Genomic DNA, 19,093 nt, shown 5'->3' on the forward strand with positions numbered 1-19,093 from the left:
CCTGGAATGAAGTTAACAATCATATTAAGTCGAGAAGCCGGATCTTAGTTGAATTGGAGATTCCATGTATTAAATAAAACACAATTTCAAGGATGGTTTTAAATTATCCTGGAGCGCTGGCTATTCTCTTTTAGATGTCGGTATTAGTACATCCCGAAGAGATTCAGATATTTATTTATGTTTCGATATGCGATTGAGGCGGCACAGTTTCGTTTGCTAAGTCTTCCACTAGCTGAGGAACATGCAGCGCTTCCTGCGGGAAACGGGGCCGGGTTCACCCCTTGAAATAAGTGTGCCAGATAGGTGCTCAGAGATGTTTTCCACGTGCCGCATTGCCATGGCGGCGCTCTCCACATCCTTAGCAGCGCTCTGCCACCCAAAGCAGTTGACATCCCAACCAACCCGCAGCAATCTCTACCACAAGGAGCGTAGAAACTCCTCTAAGAGCGGTACCCACCTCCGTCAAACCGGTGGGTTTTTTGTGCCTGCAGCGTCTTGCGGGTGCAACCGACGCGATGACTGCGTCGGGAGGGCGGCTAATACAACACCCCTCGGGGAAATACGCCCGCCGACTCTTAGCGGTTTCTAACCTCCCGACATCCCGTCGCCACTCGGCGGCGGGGCCTGTTCGTCAAGGAGGGCTTTGCCATGCGTCGACCCACGTCCAGTCCCAAGCCAGCGCGCAAGCGCGCCACGGTACCGCCGCCCACCGAGATCGGCTGGCACTCGCTCGATCCCTCGATCCCGCCGCGGCCCTACCTCGAGCGCACCCCCATCCCCGAGCCCCGCCCCGATCCCAACAAGCCGCGCCGCGCAGGCCACCCGCGTGCCCCGCAACACTGCACCGTCGGCTACGGCTACTACCCCGACAGCCACCAACGCATCCCTACGCTACGCCTACGCGGCCGCTGGCTGGAACAACTCGGCTTTACCATCGGCAGCAGGCTTCACATAAGCATGCGCAACGGCGAGCTGGTCGTCAGCGTGGCGGATGATGGCGAGAAGGCGACAGACAAGGCAGCCAACAATTGGCGGTAGCCACCGACTCGACGAGCTTCATGCTGATACCACTGCACACCAGCATGCGTAGCGCTGTGCTCGAGGTGGTGCTTGGACTACCGGGTTACCTGACAACCTATCCAAGCCAAAGTTGCTCCGCGACTCGGCTTAACACAGAGGCTAGATCCTACTTTGGCAGCGATGAAACAAGCGAACTTTTTTATCGCAGTATTGTTGGCATTTGTCGTCGCGGCGTGCTCTCGTCCAGTCGCTCCGTTCTCATCTGCACACGTTGATCAGTCTGTATCACAGCAGAGCCGCTATCCGTTGGCAGCAGAGCCATCGCTTGTCGGAACTTATTCAGGACGGTCGAAGTCCGGGGCTGGCTACTTATATGACCACATCCTTGAGTACAGAGTCTGGCTCCATCCCGAGCAGGGAGCGGCGCCACTGACTGGAGACGATGACTACTTCGCCGCGTTCGCGCAATACGAGCCGGCGTTGGCCTTCTCGCAGGCGCACAAGGGTGCCGAGCCACCCGTGGTCTTGGTGCGGCAGCTGGAATCGATCAATGAACCCAGTCCAGGCATCTATCAGCACCAAAGCGGCGCACGGATCGCTGAGTGGCAGCCTCAATGGCTGCCTGGATCCAAGCGCGAGCCTGATAGCATCACCAAGTTCCTGGCCGCGCATGCGTCAACGCAGAAGTAGGCCTGGTAGTTCGTCCAAGCCGACGCTGCTTCGCGGTGCGGGTTAATTCAGACATTGGGGTCCAATGGGAGCACTAGAGTATTCCGTAGCAACACTCCGATTCTTTGGAGACGATCTGGTGCCTGACGAGATCAGCGCGTTGCTTTCGGGCAGCCCCACAGCCTCCCAGCATAAAGGGCAAGAACGTAAGTCGAAGAGCGGCGTGGTGGGCATTGCCAAGACTGGTAGCTGGAGGCTGACTGCAACGCGACGTGAGCCTGAGGATCTTGAAGCACAGATCTTCGAAATCCTGGACCAGCTCACCCAAGACTTGAGTATGTGGGCACAGTTGAGCAGTCGCTATCAGCCCGACCTGTTCTGCGGCATCTTCATGGCCAAGAGCAATGACGGTCTAGCACTTTCCGCTAAAGCCATGCTGGCGCTCGGACAAAGAGGTATTTCCTTAGGCCTGGATATCTATGATCCAACCAGCTAGAGATCCAATACCGCGTCAGGAAAATCTTTCAAGGCAAACCTGCTTTGGGAGCGGCTGAACTCAAACGCCAGATCTAACTCAAGGTGCCGCCACTCACCCACTTGCCCGCAACACTGCACTGTCGGCTACGGCTACTACCCGACAGCCACCAACGCATCCCCACGCTGCGCCTGCGCGGCCGCTGGCTGGAACAACTCGGCTTCACCATCGGCAGCAAACTCCACATCCGCATGCGCAACGGCGAGCTGGTCGTCACCGTGGCGGATGATGGCGAGAAGGCGCCAGACAAGGCAGCCAACAATTGACCGTAGGCACCGACTCGACGAGCATCATGCTGACGCCGGCTGCGCACCAGCACGCGTAGCGCTGTGCTGGTCGCTCACTGGCGATCCGAGCGTCTTGTGTTTTGCACGGGGGATTTCGCCGGCAAGGTAGATATCAAAGAGCTTTGCAATACGGCACATCCCGTTAGCCGTCGGTGCTAGCAGGACTGCTTTGCCGGTAAGCAGATCAGAGAAGTTAGAAAATTTGAAAGGAATGGAAACCATGAGCTCGGAAATTTACGAAAAGACAAACGCGGCGCGTGACGAGTTGTTTGGATCTCTGGGAAAGGTCGATCCTGATGTCATCGCGCATGCTATAAACCCGGCCTTTATGGGCGGGCCCAGTTGGCCTGCACTGAGGCAGGCATTCAGCGTCATTCGCACAAGCAACAGCATTAGGGTGGCAAGCAACGGTCTTTCAGACCCGTTCGATGATGTTGAAGAGCCGAACAACGGCTATAGGTTGGAAATCATCGCGGAGACAAAAGAGAAGTTGACTGGCGACATTGCAGGGTCATGGCTTTTCAAGTTGGTCTACGCACTCTCTCAACAAGCCGCATGCAGCGGGCAGATCGCCGACTTTATCGAAAGACACGGCGTCATCACGATGGAGCTTTTCGCTCAAGATTGCGGCTTGGAGGACTTCCAGAACGAACACGGCATGGTGGGCGTCATGATTGGGGTTGAGCACCCTGAGCTCCCGAAGAAGATCCAATTTCCCGCGGAGGACGTGTTCCTGGCAGCTGTGCAGATCTTGAAGCCTGACGAACTGGCCTACGTCGCCGAGAAGCGTGCGGAAGGACGCAACCATTTACACAGCCTGATGAAGTCGTCGGGACAGTACCATTTCGTCAGCCCCGGCCGTGGGTCATTGCTGGAACATGGCGCAAAGCCGAGCAAGAAGGCTTGGTGGAACTACTTTGGGAAGGGTTAGCTGTTACCGGGAAAAGCAGCAACGTCGTTCGTTGGCCTGAGCGCAGTTTGGGAAGTGACGGCTATAACGGGGTCAGGCTCGCGGAATAGTGAACCCAACCCCGTTACTAGGCGGACTAACCCACAAACGCCTGCCGATGATCGCGAACAAAGTCATCGAATGTATGCGGGCGCTTCCCGGTGAGTCGCTTGACCTCGAACGTGGGATCGATGTCGTGATGGCCTGCCACCACATCTGCGAATTGCACGGTCAGGCCTTTGGCCATCCACGGCGAGTTGCCGGTCGCACGCATCAATACGCGAAACACCGGCGTTGGCAGGTCGAGATAACGGACCTTGCGCCCGATGATTTTCGATAGACGCGAGGTCGCTGCCTGCATGTCGAGCGTCTCGGGACCAGTGAGGAAATAGGTTGCACCTGCGTGCCCTTCTTCGGTCAGTACCGTGGCCGCCACGCGTGCGATGTCGCGGGTGTCGATCCACGACACGCTGCCCCGGCCTGCCGCCATCGGGAACACGCCCTTGGCGATCGGATCCTTGAACCACAGGAAATTCTGCATATACGCGGTAGGCTTGAGGATGGTCCACGCGATGCCTGAGGCGCGCAGGTGGTGATCGATCAGGGCATGCGATTTCGCCCACGGCACCGGCGAACGCACGTTGCAATCGGATGCCGACACTTTCGCGATCCGACCGATGCCGGCGCGCTTGGCTGCATCGATGGCGGCAGTCTCCTGAGCGACCTGCTCGGGGGTGGGCGGGGTGATGAGAAACAGCGTGTGGCAGCCCTGCATTGCGCCTTGCAGCGTTTCGGGTGTGTCGAAGTCGCCCAGTACGGCATCCATGCCCTTCTGCTGCAGGTTGTCCACCTGCTCCTGCTTGCGGCACATCGCGCGGAATGGCGTGCCCGCTTGCTGTAACTGCCTACACAGTTCGCCGCCGATACCACCCGTGGCACCTGATACCAGAATCATGATTGCGTTACTCCTGCAGTTTGACGATGGAACTGGAAGCGCTGGGCGCTTCACCCAGATACTCCGAGATGACAGCGCTCATCTCTTCAAGCGTGCGGACGGCATCGCGGATGCGATCGATGCCGATCTTGTCCGCGATTGCTTGATCGACGGGGGCAACGGCCTTTTCGGCGCCGTTGACGGCCTTGATGCCTGCGCGGGTAAGGACAACGAGCTTGGCGCGTAGGTGATGTGGATTCGGCTGGAACTCGACCAGCCCCTGCTCGGCAAGCACGTCGACGATGCGCTGCACTGCCTGTCGGGTGAGTCCCATGTTGCGTGCAATGGAAGCAGCGGGCAGCGGCGTCGGCGCGTAACGCAGCGCGGCTAGCACCTGCCACCACGCACTGGTGAGCCCCAGATGGGCAACCAGCTCGTTGCCAGCGCTGACCAAGCGGCCATTGGCCGCGAACACTGCTAGCGCCAACGCGCGGACATGCTCGTTGTCGGTCTGCATACGAAGGCTCTTTCTCAAGTCGACAACATGTTGTCAATTAAAAGGTGAGCGGCGTGTGATTGTGTAGCGTAAGGTCTGGTTACGAGACATGGCTCGCTACGAATGAAAAGCGGGCCGCTCGGGTACTTCGTCTTGCGAGCGCATCTGTGCGATCGACGTAGACCGGCCGAGCATGCTTGGTGTCGAATGCAGAGAGAGTTGCCTGCAAATCAATTGAAAAATAATCAATGGAATGGTTTTAGCGGTCCATTGTCATTGGACGAACACGTAGCGTGAATGCAGCAGAGCATGCCGTTCTCGTGGTAGCGCTCAAGCGTTATGTCACATGGACGTCAGGCCCACTGATGCGCAAGGTCTGATCCTGAAGGTACTTGCTCGATCCGATGCCATTGGCCAGCGAGACGAACAGCGTTGAGAGACGCGCTTGTCTTGGTGGCAGCGACCCAGCTGATGTACTCCTCAGTTGGTCGAGATGTTGGCCTGCAGTGCGTGGGTCAGGCTTCCTTACGTGGCCCCTGTCACCAAGAAGCGCACGCGATCGCCACGGTAATGGTAGGCGCTCCACTGACACACCACAGCCGCGCTTGTTTGATTTTCGTCAATTCCACCGACACATGAAATTCGCAGTGGGGGTGCTTGACTGCATGGGTCAAGAATCGTTGCGGAGTCGCGCATGAGTGCAGTCACGGGTGGCAGGGTCGGTCGGGCAGCGTGCCGGCGTGTGTCAATACGGAAAGGTTCGGTACGTGCAGGTGATGGTGCGGGGTGTGGTGAGCAAAGGCTCGCATCACTGCCAAACGGCAAGCAGGCGCTGGCTTCACTCGTAATGGCGCCCCTGCGCGCCGTTGTTCGCTGAGGGGGCGCCATGCGCATCTGTGTTCTCAATGACGCACTGAAGGACCCGACCGGGCTGGAGCAGCGCTGCGTGGCGGCACGCGAGGCTGGCTGCGATTACGTGGTGATGGCCGCGCCCTTCGAGCGCGATGCCGAAGGCCGTTTGATCGAGCCGGCGGCCGGTGCCCCGACGCAAATGCAGCGCCTGCACGAGTCGGTGCAGGCGGCGCGCCGTGCGGGGGTAAAGCTGTTGATCGATGTGCGCCTGGACGAAGTGGGCGGTGCCAGTGCGGTGGTGCGCGATAACCCACAGTGGTTCCGCGCGCGCAGCACCGCGGTTCCGGACCCGCGTCAGCCGCGTGCGACGCCGGAAGTGGCCGAAGCCCGCTTTGCCTACGCACAGGAAGGTGCGGCGCTGGTGGAATGGTGGAGTGCGCGCCTGCTGGAGTGGGTGGGCCAGGGCGTGGGTGGCTTCCGGCTGCTGCAGCCGCAGCAGGTGCCAGTACAGCGCTGGCGCGAGTTGATCGCGCGCGTGCACGCGCAGGCGCCGGAGGTGGTGTTTGCGGCGTGGACGCCGGGTCTGGGGTTGGAGGCCTTGCAGCAGCTGGCCGGTGCCGGGTTCGATGTGGCGTTTTCGTCGCTTGCCTGGTGGGATGGCCGCGGCAGCTGGTTCTTCGACGAAGACAGCGCACTGCGTGCGTTGGCGGCGCAGGTCGTTGCCGTGCTGGACGCGCCCGATGGCAAGCGCGCCGCGGCGCCCGAGCAGCATTGGCAACTGGCGCTGGCGTTGGGCGGGGCATGGCTGCTGGACGATGCGCACCTGGCGGCATTGCCATCGTCGATCCGCATCACCGACGGTCTGCCAACCAGCAATGCTGGCATGCGGTTGCGCCCGCTGCTGCGTGAGGCGACCGGGCTCACCGCGGTGGCGATCGAGCCGCTGGGCGGCTTGCCCTCCTTGTTACTGATCAACGGCGACACCCGGCATGTGGTGCCGGTGCCGGCCTCAGACCTGTTGCGGCTGCTCGGCGATGCCGAGGCCTTGGTGGCCGAAGATGGCCGCACCTTGTCCGGGGCCACGCTGGAGGCGCTGGAGCCGGGCGAAGTGCGCGTGTATCGCAGCGTGCCGGCGCGCCATGTGCTGGCCGTGCCGCGCATGCGCCCGCGTGCGCAGACCGCCGGTACCTGGCCACGCGTGTGCATCGAGTCGGTGACGCCGTCCGTGGATAACGGCCGTTTTCCGGTCAAGCGCACGGTGGGCGACCGCATTTGCGTGGAGGCCGACGCGTTCTGCGATGGGCATGACCGCATCGCGGTGGCGGTGCTGTGGCGTCCGGCCGACGCCAAGACCTGGGCCAGCGCGCCAATGCGTGCGTTGGGCAATGACCGCTGGCGGGCCGAGTTTCCGTTGGAACGCATCGGCACCTACGAATTTCGCGTGGAAGCCTGGCGCGACGTCTTCGCCACCTTGCATGCGGATCTGGAAAAGAAACGTGCTGCCAGTACGGTGCTGCCGGTTGATGTGCAGGAGGCGATTGCGGCAGTGCAGGCCGCACAGGCGCGCAGCGACGGTGCACTGGCCGAGCGCCTGCAGGCAGTGCTCACCCGCATCGGTGCGCAGAGCGAACCCCTGCAGCAGCTGGCCATCGTGCTGGAGCCGGACACCGCGCAGGCGATGGCGCTGGCCGACGACAAGCCATTCCGCTCGGAATATCCGGTCACCTTCCGGGTGGAATCCGAGCGCCGCGCGGCGCACTTCGCCAGTTGGTACGAACTGTTCCCGCGTTCGCAAAGTGGCGATGCGAGCCGGCATGGCACCTTCGATGACGTCATCAAGCGCTTGCCGCACATCCGTGCAATGAACTTCGACGTGCTGTACATGCCGCCGATCCATCCAATCGGCCTGAACAACCGCAAGGGCCGCAATAACTCGGTGACGGCGGTGGAAGGCGAACCCGGCAGCCCATATGCGATCGGTGCGACCGATGGTGGGCATACCGAAGTTCACGCCGAACTCGGTGGACTGGAAGGCTTTCGCCGTCTGATCCAGGCCGCGCGTGCGCAGGGCTTGGAAGTGGCGCTGGATTTTGCCATCCAGTGCGCGCCGGATCACCCGTGGTTGAAGGAGCACAAGGACTGGTTCACCTGGCGCGCCGATGGCTCGATTCCGTACGCGGAGAACCCGCCCAAGAAATACCAGGACATCGTCAACGTCGATTTCTACGCCAGCGGCGCGGTGCCGGACCTGTGGAATACGCTGCGCGACGCGGTGCTGTTCTGGGTCAACGAAGGCGTCACGCTGTTCCGTGTCGACAACCCGCACACCAAGCCGTTCCCGTTCTGGGAATGGCTGATTGCCGATGTGCGTGGCCGGCGCCCGGATGTGGTGTTTCTCTCCGAAGCCTTCACGCGGCCAAAGATGATGTACCGCCTGGCCAAATGCGGTTTCTCGCAGTCCTACACCTACTTCACCTGGCGCAACCACAAGCACGAGCTGCAGGCCTATGTGGAAGAGTTGAACGAGGGCGTGCCGCGCGAATGCTTCCGCCCGCATTTCTTCGTCAATACGCCGGATATCAATCCGCTGTTCCTGCAGACCAGTGGGCGCAACGGCCATCTGATCCGCGCTGCGCTGGCCACCACGCTCTCAGGCTTATGGGGCATGTACCAAGGCTTCGAACTCTGCGAGGCCACACCGCTGGCGCCGGGCAAGGAAGAGTATCTGGACTCGGAAAAATTCCAGCTGCGCGCCTGGCCCGAACGTGCGCCCGGCGACATCGTCGAGGAGATCACCCGCTTCAACCAGCTGCGCCGCATGCATCCGGAACTGCAGTCGCACCTGGGCACGCGCTTCTACCAGGCGCATAACGACCAGGTGCTGTACTACGGCAAATTCCTGGATGCCGGCTACCTGTCGCGCAGCCGCAGCATGGTGCTGGTGGCGATCAATCTGGATCCGCACGCCGGGCAGGACGCCGATATCGAGATTCCGTTGTGGGAACTGGGCCTGCCCGATCACGCCAGCGTCGCCGTGGACGATCTGTGGGATGGCCATCGTTTCGCGTGGCACGGCAAGTACCAACACATCCGTCTAGAGGCAACGCGACCGTTCGCGTTATGGCGCATCCGCGCAGGAGAGGTCGCATGAATGCAGTGGCATCGTTACAAGCCGACGCAGAGCAGTCGGCCGTGGTTGCCGACCAGCGTTGGTACAAGGACGCGATCATCTACCAGGTGCATGTCAAGTCGTTCTTCGACTCCAACGACGACGGCATCGGCGATTTTCCGGGGCTGATTTCCAAGCTGGACTACATCGCCGAACTCGGCGTAGACACCATCTGGCTGCTGCCGTTCTATCCCAGCCCGCGCCGCGACGATGGTTACGATATCGCCGAATACATGGCGGTGCATCCGGACTACGGCAGCATCGAAGATTTCGAGCAGCTGGTGGCGCAGGCGCATGCGCGCGGCATCCGTATCGTCACCGAGCTGGTGATCAACCACACCTCCGACCAGCACCCCTGGTTCCAGCGCGCACGTCATGCGCCCGCTGGCTCGCCAGAGCGCGACTTCTACGTATGGTCGGACACCGACCAGGAATACGAAGGCACGCGGATCATCTTCTGCGATACCGAGAAATCCAACTGGACCTGGGATCCGGTGGCCGGGCAATACTTCTGGCATCGCTTCTACTCGCACCAGCCGGATCTGAACTTCGACAATCCGGCGGTGCTGGAAGCGGTGCTGGAGGTGATGCGTTTCTGGCTGGATCGCGGCGTGGATGGCCTGCGTCTGGATGCGGTGCCGTACCTGATCGAGCGCCCGGGCACCTCCAACGAAAACCTGCCCGAAACCCACGCGATCCTGCGCAAGATCCGCGCCACCCTGGACGCGGAATACCCGGACCGCATGCTGCTGGCAGAAGCCAACATGTGGCCGGAAGATACCCAGCAGTATTTCGGCCAGAATGCCGACGAATGCCATATGGCGTTCCACTTCCCGCTGATGCCGCGCATGTACATGGCCATCGCGCGCGAAGACCGCTTCCCCATCACCGACATCATGCGCCAGACCCCGGAGATTCCGGAAAGCTGCCAGTGGGCGATCTTCCTGCGCAACCACGATGAGTTGACGCTGGAAATGGTGACCGATTCGGAGCGCGATTATCTGTGGCAGACCTATGCCGCCGACCGCCGCGCCCGCATCAACCTGGGGATTCGCCGCCGCCTGGCGCCACTGCTGGAGCGCGACCGCCGCCGCATCGAATTGATGACCTCGTTGCTGCTGACCATGCCCGGCACGCCGGTGCTGTATTACGGCGACGAGATCGGCATGGGCGACAACATCCACCTGGGCGATCGCGACGGCGTGCGCACGCCGATGCAGTGGTCGATCGACCGCAACGGCGGCTTCTCGCGCGCCGACCCGGCGCAGCTGGTGCTGCCGCCGGTGATGGACCCGCTGTATGGCTTCCAGGCGGTGAATGTGGAAGCGCAGATGCGCGACCAGCATTCGCTGCTGACCTGGACCCGCCGCGTGCTCAGCGTGCGCAAGCGCTACCAGGCCTTCGGCCGCGGCAGCTTGCGCTTCCTGTACCCGGGCAACCGCCGCATGCTGGCGTACCTGCGCTGCTATCAGGATGAAACCGTGTTGTGCGTGGCCAACCTCTCGCATACGTTGCAGGCGGTGGAGCTGGATCTGTCCGAGTTCGAAGGCCGGGTGCCGGTGGACATCATCGGTGGCGGCAGCTTCCCGCCGATCGGCCGGTTGACCTATCTGCTGACGGTGCCGCCGTTCGGCTTCTACGCCTTCCAGCTGGTCAGCGAAGGCACATTGCCCGATTGGCATGTCCCCAGCCCGGTGCCGCTGCCGGATTACCGCACGCTGGTGCTGCGCAGCGATGCCGACGAAAGCGCCGCACTGCTGCCGCATCTGCCCACCCTGGAAGGCGAAATCCTGCCGGCGTGGCTATCGGCGCGACGCTGGTTCTCGGCCAAGGACCAGGCGCTGCGCAGCGTGCGCATCGCGCGCCGCACGCCGTTGCCGGGCGATGAGCCGATGACGCTGCTGGAACTGGAGGTAGAGCTGGAAGACGGCCGCCACGAGCGCTACATGCTGCCGGTGGGCATCGTGTGGGAGCGCGAGCAGCCGAGCACATTGGCCGAGCAGCTGGCGCTGGCGCGCGTGCGCCAGGGCCGCGAGGTGGGCTATCTCACCGATGCGTTTGCGCTCAAGCCCATGGTGCGCGGTGTGATCGATGCGCTGCGCAGCAATGCAGCGCTGGACTTCTGCGACGGCGACGATGCCTCGCAACAGGGGCAGGTCTGTTTCGAAGCCACCCCGGCACTGGCAACGCTGGATATCCCGCAAGATCCGGAGATTCGTTGGTTGTCGGCCGAACAGAGCAACAGCTCGCTGGTGGTCGCCGACAAGGCCGTGTTCAAGCTGCTGCGGCATGTGGCCGTAGGCGCGAACCCGGAGATCGAGATCGGCCGCCGCTTGACCGAGATGGGCTATGCCAATGCCGCGCCACTGCTGGGCAGCGTCAGCCGCATCGACGCGCAGGGCACCGTCACCACCATCGCGTTGTTGCAGGGCTTCATCCGCAACCAGGGCGATGCCTGGCGCTGGACGCTGGACCATCTGGCGCGCAGCTTCGACGAATACGCCACCGCGCAGACCGACGAGGCGCGCGCCGAAGCGGTCGCCGGCTACGATGCCTTCGCCGCCGTGGTGGGCAAGCGCCTGGCCGAGTTGCACGAAGCGCTGTCGCGCGCCACCGACGATGCCGACTTCGCGCCGCAACGCATCGACCTGCCCACCGCCAACGATGTGGTGGCCGGCGTGGGACGCCAGGTCGAAGAGATGTGGGACACCGTCAACGCACGCCTGGCCGGCAGCGAAGACAGCGCCGAACGCGAGGCGCTGGAGGCGGTGCTCGCCGAGCGCCCGCAGCTGGATGCCTTGCTCGCCAGGGCGCCGAGCGTGCTGGCCGATTCCTTGCTCACGCGCGTTCATGGCGATTTCCACCTGGGCCAGATCCTGGTGGCCTTCGACGATGTGGTGCTGATCGACTTCGAAGGCGAGCCGGCCAAGCCGCTGGCCGAACGCCGCGCCAAGGCCAGCCCGCTGCGCGACGTGGCTGGCTTCCTGCGCTCGCTCGATTACGCCAGCGAAGTGTCGGCACGTGGCGAGGAAGGCACCGCCGCCCGCGCGGGTGTTGGCGTGGACACGCACCTGGACGAATTTCTGGTGCAATTCCGCCGCCGCTCCACACAAGCCTTCCTGGACGCTTACCATGCCGTGCTCGACGCCAGCGCCCATCCGTGGATTGCGCCGGCGGCGTTCAATGCAGCCACCTTGTTGTTCCTGGTGGAGAAGGCTTGCTACGAAGTGCGTTATGAAGCGGCCAATCGCCCTGGCTGGTTGATGGTGCCGATCGAAGGCTTGCGACGCATCCTGCAACGCGCACGCGCCGGTGCAGGAGACACATGATGAGTGGAGTAATGACAGCAGTGAGCAATCGATGGGATCCCGGCGCGGTACGCGCCCTGGCAGAGGCGCGCCATGGCGACGCGTTCGCGGTATTGGGCGCACACCCGTCCGACAACGGGCGCTTGTTGCGCACCTATCTACCCGGCGCCGACCGGGTCAGCGCGGTGCTCGACGATGGGCAGGTGGTGGCGCTGGACGCCGGCCCGGAGCCGGGCCTGTTCGCCGGCGAGTTGCCGGCGCACGGTGGGTATCGCCTGCGCATCGGCTGGCCCGGTGGCGAGCAGGAGACCGCCGACCCGTACGCGTTCGGCCCGCAGCTCAGTGACTTCGACCTGCACCTGATCAGCGAAGGCCACCACTTGCAATTGGCCGACGCGCTGGGCGCCAACGTGGTCGAAGTGGACGGCGTGCGCGGCACGCGCTTTGCCGTCTGGGCACCGAATGCCTCGCGCGTGGCGGTGGTGGGCGACTTCAACAGCTGGGACGCGCGCCGGCATCCGATGCGGCTGCGTCACCAGGCCGGCGTGTGGGAGTTGTTCGTGCCCGACGTCGGCCCCGGCGCGCATTACAAGTACCAGCTGCGCGGTCCGCACGGGCACGAACTGCCGGCCAAGGCCGACCCGGTGGCACGCCGCGCGGAGCTTGCGCCGGGCACTGCGTCCATCGTGGCCGATCCCACGCCGCATCAGTGGAGCGACGACGGCTGGATGGCCACGCGTGCGCGCCGCCAGGCCCATGACGCGCCGATGAGCATCTACGAGATCCATGCCGGCTCGTGGTTGCGCGAAGCAGGGCTGGATCTGGATTGGGACGGGCTGGCCGATCGCCTGATTCCGTACGTGGCCGATATGGGCTTTACCCATGTCGAGTTGATGCCGGTGAGCGAGCATCCGTTCGGCGGCTCCTGGGGCTACCAGCCATTGGGTCTGTTCGCGCCGACCGCGCGCTTCGGAACACCCGATGGATTTGCGCGCTTTGTCGACCGCTGCCACCGCGAAGGCATCGGCGTAATCGTCGATTGGGTGCCGGCGCACTTTCCCACCGATGCGCACGGGCTGGCGCATTTCGACGGCACCGCGCTGTACGAGCATGCCGACCCACGCGAAGGCTTCCACCGCGACTGGAATACGCTGATCTACAACCACGGCCGCCGCGAGGTGTCCGGGTTCCTGATTGCCAGTGCGATGGAATTCCTGCAGCGCTATCACGTCGATGGCCTGCGCGTGGATGCGGTGGCCTCGATGCTGTATCGCGATTACAGCCGCAACGCCGGCGAGTGGATACCCAACATCCACGGCGGGCGCGAGAACTACGAGACCATCGCGTTCCTGCGCCGGCTCAACGAGGTGGTGCGCGAGCACACGCCGGGCGCGGTGATGATTGCCGAGGAATCCACTGCGTTTCCCGGTGTCACCGCCGACGTGGCGCACGGCGGCCTGGGCTTTCACTACAAATGGAACATGGGCTGGATGCACGACACCCTGCATTACGCCGGGCTGGATCCGATCTATCGCCGCTACCACCACGGTGAGCTGACTTTCAGCATGGTCTATGCGTATTCGGAGCGCTTCGTGCTGCCGATCTCGCACGACGAAGTGGTGCACGGCAAGGGTTCGTTGCTGGGCCGCATGCCGGGCGACGATTGGCAGCGCTTCGCGAATCTGCGTGCTTACCTGGGTTTCATGTTCACCCACCCGGGGCGCAAGTTGCTGTTCATGGGCTGCGAATTCGGTCAACCGACCGAGTGGAACCACGACGCCGGCCTTCCGTGGCATTTGCTCGACGACCCTCGCCATCGTGGTGTGCAGACGTTGGTGCGCGATTTGAACCGGCTGTATGTGCAATACCCGGCGCTGCATGCGCACGACGACGATCCGTCCGGATTCGCCTGGGTGGTGGGCGACGATGCCGGCAATAGCGTGGTGGCGTTCCTGCGCAAGGGCAAACGTGGCGACGCACCGGTGCTGGTGGTGATCAACTTCACTCCGGTCGTGCAGCACGGCTATCGCATCGGCGTGCCACAAGGCGGCCAGTGGCGCGAGGTGTTCAACAGCGACGCCGGCATCTACGGCGGCAGCAACCTGGGCAATGGCGGCAGCGTGACGGCCGAGCAGCAATCCATGCATGGGCACGCGCAATCGCTGCCGCTGCTGTTGCCACCGCTGGGCGCCATCGTGCTGACGCCGTATGGCTGATGCTTCCTGCGCCTACCACCGGGCACCTGGCCTGGTGGTAGGCGGCAGCTGCGTCATGCATCCAGCTTTCATCGACAGGGTGGGCCATGTGCTGGCATCGCTTGCATTGCTGCGCTCCCACTCGACTGTGATGGCATGGGTCTGTGCAGGCGGACGCTTGCGCAGCAAGTCATCCAGCAGCAGGTCATCCCGATGATCACGCGCAAACACGATGATGGCGAGACGGGCACCGGTACGCGCATCGGCGTGATCTCCGATACGCATGGCCTGCTTCGGCCCGAAGCGCTTGCCGCGCTTAAGGGCTGCTCGCAGATCATCCACGCCGGCGATGTGGGCAAGCCGCAGGTGCTTGAGGCGTTGCGGGCACTGGCACCGCTGCATGCCATCGCAGGCAATATCGACGACAAGCCGTGGGCGAACGGCTTACCGCAGACGCTGGATCTGCACATCGCTGGTGTGCGTATCCACGTGCTGCACGATCTGAAGACGCTGGCACCGCAGGTGCAGGCGGATGTGGTCATCAGCGGCCATTCGCACAAGCCGTCGGTGCACATGCACGATGGGGTGCTGTACCTCAATCCGGGCAGCGCCGGGCCGCGTCGATTCAGTCTGCCGATCAGCGTGGCCATGCTCTGGCTGGGCGTTGGCGCGCCGCGCGCGCACGTGCAGCCATTGGCCCTGGGCTGAGTCCGCTGACTTGGCATGCACACCGGCGGGGCCATGCTCGTGGGCCACGTTGTTGCAAGAGATTCCCCATGAATACACGTCGCCAATTCCTTTCTGCTGCCGCGGCCGGTACTGCGGCATTGGCCGCTGCACCGTTGATGGCGCAATCGTCGGCGCCCGGCAGCGTGATGCCCACGCGCGGGAAAGCCGATGCGGGCGCGTTACCGACCAATCCGCGCGTCGAGGGCGCACGCTACCGGCCTCGCAGTCGTCTCGGCTTCGGTGGCGTGGCCATCGGCAATGGCTTTGCGCCTGCCACCGACGCACAGAGCGAGCAAACGCTGGCAGCGGTATGGGAATCGGGCGTGCGGTATTTCGATACCTCGCCTTGGTACGGGCTGGGCTTGTCGGAGCGACGTACCGGCCATCATCTGCACAACCATCCGGCCGACGACTATGTGGTGTCGACCAAGGTCGGCCGCCTGCTCACCGCGACCGACACGCCGCCCAAGACGATGTGGCAGCAACCTTCGCCGTTCGACTATCGCTACGACTACAGCGCGTCCGGTGTACGGCGCTCGATCGAAGACAGCCTGCAGCGTCTGGGAGTGTCGCAGATCGACATCGCGTATATCCACGATCTCTCGCCGGAGAACGAAAAAGACCTGGGCATGCCATGGGAGCAGCGGTTCGCCGAGGCGGTGAAGGGCGCGATGCCGGAGCTGACCAAGATGCGCAAGGAGGGCTTGATCAAGGCCTGGGGCTTTGGCGTCAATCGTCCTGAGCCGGCCTTGCGCGCAATTAAAGAAGCCGACCCCGACATCTTCCTGCTCGCCTGCCAGTATTCGCTGCTCGACCATGCGCAGGCCTTGCATGACACCTTCCCGAAGATCGCAAAGCATGGCGCCTCGGTGGTGGTCGGTGCGCCATTGTTGGCTGGCTATCTGGCCGGGCGCGAGCGGTATCTCTACGACGGCACCATTCCGCCATGGGCGCCTGCCAAGCGGCAGAAAGCGCTGGCCATCTGCGACCGGCATGGCGTGGATCTACGCACCGTTGCGCTGCAATTTGCTGCAGCTCCGCAGGTGGTGTCGGCGGTGATTCCCGGTGCGCGCACGGCCGAGCAGGCCCGCGCCAATGCAACCTCGATGCAGGTGGCGATTCCGCCGGCACTGTGGGAAGCGCTCAAGCGCGAAGGCGTGATGGAGGCAGACGCGCCGGTGCCCGCGGCGCGTTGAGGGCCGGGCCCGCGCGCAGCGCATGGTGTTTGCGCTGCATGGCAATCAAAACGTCCCGCGTTGAATGAACGGCGCTTGTTGATACAACACGCGCTCGCCACCACGTGGATCCAGTTCCAACCGGCTCGGCGTATCGAACACCAGCGTTTCGCGCCGTTTCAAGGAGTAGGGCCGCCAGTGCGGCGCACCGCGGCGGTTGGGTTCGCCATGCCGGGCAAACGCAATCAGCGCTTCGCTCATTTGCTCGGCCATGCGCTGCGCATCGGCACCATTGCCGGTGCGCGAGCCCGGCTGGCGCACGTTGTCGAACACCAGCGGAATATCCAGGGTATGGAAGGCGCCGAACTTGCCGCCATCCAGCGGCGAACCCCAATCCAGTTGATAGACCCAGGTGGGCGCGCCCTGACGGGCACGCGCCTCGGCTTCTTCGACAGCGCCGCGCCACGAGCGGCCGGCGGTGGTGGCTGCGAAGAACACCTGCGACGGCGTGTACTGCGGATAGAGCCGCCGATATTCGGCAATGACCACCTGCGGCAACAGGTCCACGTATTGCTGCGCCTCCAGCCTGGCCGGCAGCTCGTCCCAGCTCAGCGCGAAATTCTTCGCATCGTTACCGAGAAAGCCGCGTGTTTCATCGCGCGTATTGCCGATCACCATCGGGATGCGGGCCGACTGCACCGGCGCAGTTGGCCAGAACGGATGCACCGGCACGTTGCGCGCGTCCAGCACCGGGCCGAAATACAGCGCGGTGTTTTCCACCCGCGAAGGGTCGCGCACACGTGCGGCGGCCAGCAGCTGGGCCACAGGTAGCGTGCGCATGCGCGCGATCTCGCCTGGCGCAATCTTTAACGCATCGAGCAACAGTTGCGCGCGCTGGGTGGCCGCACGCGGCCCGGCCACGGTGACCTGTTGCCCGCTCATGGTCCAGGCGCGATGAAAGAGCCCGCGCGCGGCCGGCATCGCCATCAGCGTGGCGATCTTGGCGCCACCGCCCGATTGCCCAAACACCGTGACATTGTTGGCGTCGCCGCCGAATTCGGCCGCATGCTGGCGCACCCATTGCAGGGCCTGGATCAGGTCCAGCTGCCCGGCATTGCCGGAGTCGGCAAAACCGGCATCGCCCAGCTGCGCCAGCGACAGGTAGCCAAACAGATTGAGCCGGTGATTGACGGTGACCACCACCACATCGCCGCGCTTGCACAGGCGCACGCCGTCGTAGAGCGGGTCGCTGCCGGAGCCGGTGGTGTAGCCGCCGCCGTGGATATAGAACAACACCGGCCGCTTGCCGCCATCGCGCAGGCCAGGTGTCCACACATTGAGGAACAGGCAGTCCTCACTGGTGGGCTCGTTGGCCTTGAGCTGCGGCGCCGCTGCACCGAATCCGCTGGCATCGCGCACGTGGTGCCACGGCGTCTCCGGCAACGGCGCCTGGAAGCGACGCGGGGCAGTGTCGCCGCCATACGGGATGCCCTTGAACACGCAGACGCCCTGGTCGCGGTAGCCGCGCAGCGCGCCGCCACGCACGCGTGCCAGCGGCGCGCCATCGTCGCGTGGCGGCGCAAGTACGGCCGCGGCAGCGAAGCCGGGAAGCGTTGCTGCCGCAGTCGCGAGCAGGCCACCACGCAGCAGCGTGCGGCGTCGCGTGTCGGGGGTGGCTTGGGTTGTCATCGCGCCATCTCCTTCGCCGGTGAAGGTGGTGCAGGCTTGGCTACAGGTGGCTGCGGCTTGGTGACATGCGCGATCCAGGCTTGCGCCAGCTGCGGCCATGCGGACACGGTAAGACCGCTGCCGCTGGCGGCACCGAAACCATGGCCGCCCTGCGGAAACACGTGCAGCTCGCTGGGCACCCCGGCGCGTAGCAGCGCAGCGTGCATCAGCAGGCTGTTGCGCACCGGCACCACGCTGTCGTCCTGCGCATGCAGCAAAAAAGTGGGTGGCGTGTGCGCGTCCACGTGCAGCTGCGGCGAATAGGCCTGCACCTGCGCCTGGCTCGGGGCGCTGCCGATCAGGCGTTCGCGTGAGCCTTTGTGCGCGTTGGCGCTATCCATGTCGATCACCGGGTAGATCAGCAACTGGAAGTCCGGTCGTGCGCTCAGTGCATCGGCCGCGTCGATGGGCGGGTACACCTGCGCGGCGTAACGCGTGCCCAGGCTGGCGGCGACATGGCCGCCGGCCGAAAAGCCCATCACGCCCACGCGCTGCGCATCGATGCCATAGCGTGCCGCATTGGCGCGGATCAGCCGCAAGGCACGTTGCGCATCGGCCAGCGGCACGTCGGCGCCGTTCGGGTGGCCTTCGCCCGGCAGCCGGTAGCGCAGCACGAACAGGGTGATGCCGGCGGTGTCGACGAAACCGGGCACCAGCGCGCTGCCTTCGTTGTCCAGCACGATGCGTTGATAGCCGCCGCCGGGCGTCACCAGCAGGGCGGTGCCATTGGGCTGTTTGGGCCGGTAGACCACCAGGTACGGCGTACTGACCTGCTGGATGTAGCGATCCGGCTGCGCCGGGTCGCTGCTGCGCTCGACGATGCGCTGCGGTTGCGGCAGCACGGTATCCCCCGGTGCCAGCGGCGTTGGCCACAGCGCGATCCGGCTGGCCTGTTCGGCGGCAGTGTCGGCGCTCGGTCGCTCGGCCGCCGGCGCGGGGCGCGCCAGCAGCACGCCCAGCACAACGAGCGCCAGGCCATGCCGCGTGGCGCGCGAAAGCGCGGTCAAAGCCCGCGTTTGGCGTGTCTGTTCCATTCACCCCTCCCAG

Annotated in this window: 13 protein-coding genes and 1 pseudogene; 10 read left to right on the top strand and 4 right to left on the bottom strand. The window is 63.9% G+C overall.

Translation table 11 applies throughout. The features are described 5' to 3' along the window. The first annotated feature begins 648 nt into the window (after nt 1-648). From HLH45_RS05410 to HLH45_RS05430, 5 genes and pseudogenes are all read left to right on the top strand, one after another. Complete coding sequence (locus HLH45_RS05410; RefSeq protein ID WP_046932020.1) at nt 649-1,038, top strand: SymE family type I addiction module toxin; 390 nt, start codon at nt 649-651, stop codon at nt 1,036-1,038. A gap of 162 nt (nt 1,039-1,200) precedes the next feature. After that, nucleotides 1,201-1,710 (top strand): hypothetical protein, encoded by a 510-nt coding sequence (locus HLH45_RS05415; RefSeq protein WP_197046128.1) that lies wholly within the window; start codon nt 1,201-1,203, stop codon nt 1,708-1,710. Between the two features lie 64 nt (nt 1,711-1,774). After that, the gene (locus HLH45_RS05420) at nt 1,775-2,185 is read left to right on the top strand and encodes a DUF4279 domain-containing protein (protein ID WP_008574456.1); all 411 of its coding nucleotides are present in this window, start codon (nt 1,775-1,777) and stop codon (nt 2,183-2,185) included. Between the two features lie 96 nt (nt 2,186-2,281). Continuing rightward, nucleotides 2,282-2,490: pseudogene (locus tag HLH45_RS05425) on the top strand (SymE family type I addiction module toxin); the annotation flags it as partial. A gap of 241 nt (nt 2,491-2,731) precedes the next feature. Further along, the gene (locus tag HLH45_RS05430; RefSeq protein ID WP_223866298.1) at nt 2,732-3,442 is read left to right on the top strand and encodes a hypothetical protein; all 711 of its coding nucleotides are present in this window, start codon (nt 2,732-2,734) and stop codon (nt 3,440-3,442) included. A gap of 115 nt (nt 3,443-3,557) precedes the next feature. Here HLH45_RS05430 and HLH45_RS05435 read toward each other — a convergent pair whose 3' ends face one another. Together HLH45_RS05435 and HLH45_RS05440 are read right to left on the bottom strand one after the other, a co-directional pair. Then, nucleotides 3,558-4,415 (bottom strand): SDR family oxidoreductase, encoded by an 858-nt coding sequence (locus tag HLH45_RS05435; RefSeq protein WP_008574461.1) that lies wholly within the window; start codon nt 4,413-4,415, stop codon nt 3,558-3,560. Between the two features lie 7 nt (nt 4,416-4,422). Beyond that, complete coding sequence (locus HLH45_RS05440) at nt 4,423-4,911, bottom strand: MarR family winged helix-turn-helix transcriptional regulator (protein ID WP_008574463.1); 489 nt, start codon at nt 4,909-4,911, stop codon at nt 4,423-4,425. Between the two features lie 865 nt (nt 4,912-5,776). Here HLH45_RS05440 and HLH45_RS05445 point away from each other — a divergent pair. From HLH45_RS05445 to HLH45_RS05465, 5 genes are all read left to right on the top strand, one after another. Continuing rightward, complete coding sequence (locus HLH45_RS05445; protein ID WP_008574465.1) at nt 5,777-8,893, top strand: maltotransferase domain-containing protein; 3,117 nt, start codon at nt 5,777-5,779, stop codon at nt 8,891-8,893. Next, on the top strand, nt 8,890-12,240 hold the full coding sequence (treS, locus tag HLH45_RS05450) for a maltose alpha-D-glucosyltransferase (protein ID WP_008574468.1): 3,351 nt from the start codon (nt 8,890-8,892) through the stop codon (nt 12,238-12,240). The genes HLH45_RS05445 and treS overlap by 4 nt, the downstream gene beginning before the upstream one ends. A gap of 11 nt (nt 12,241-12,251) precedes the next feature. Next, nucleotides 12,252-14,435, top strand: a complete 2,184-nt coding sequence (gene glgB / locus HLH45_RS05455) for a 1,4-alpha-glucan branching protein GlgB (protein ID WP_046932016.1) — start codon at nt 12,252-12,254, stop codon at nt 14,433-14,435. Between the two features lie 192 nt (nt 14,436-14,627). Continuing rightward, complete coding sequence (locus tag HLH45_RS05460; RefSeq protein WP_033478856.1) at nt 14,628-15,122, top strand: metallophosphoesterase family protein; 495 nt, start codon at nt 14,628-14,630, stop codon at nt 15,120-15,122. A gap of 68 nt (nt 15,123-15,190) precedes the next feature. After that, the gene (locus tag HLH45_RS05465; RefSeq protein ID WP_033478855.1) at nt 15,191-16,339 is read left to right on the top strand and encodes an aldo/keto reductase; all 1,149 of its coding nucleotides are present in this window, start codon (nt 15,191-15,193) and stop codon (nt 16,337-16,339) included. Between the two features lie 45 nt (nt 16,340-16,384). Here the strand turns inward: HLH45_RS05465 and HLH45_RS05470 are convergent, their stop codons facing one another. Further along, nucleotides 16,385-18,007: a carboxylesterase/lipase family protein gene (locus tag HLH45_RS05470; RefSeq protein ID WP_008574476.1), complete on the bottom strand. Its 1,623-nt coding sequence runs from the start codon at nt 18,005-18,007 to the stop codon at nt 16,385-16,387. Then, nucleotides 18,004-19,080: an alpha/beta hydrolase gene (locus tag HLH45_RS05475; RefSeq protein WP_008574477.1), complete on the bottom strand. Its 1,077-nt coding sequence runs from the start codon at nt 19,078-19,080 to the stop codon at nt 18,004-18,006. Before HLH45_RS05475 ends, HLH45_RS05470 begins: the two co-directional genes overlap by 4 nt. Nucleotides 19,081-19,093: the final 13 nt, after the last annotated feature.

The sequence above is a fragment of the Xanthomonas euvesicatoria genome (assembly GCF_013112235.1).
Taxonomy (GTDB): Bacteria; Pseudomonadota; Gammaproteobacteria; order Xanthomonadales; family Xanthomonadaceae; genus Xanthomonas; species Xanthomonas euvesicatoria.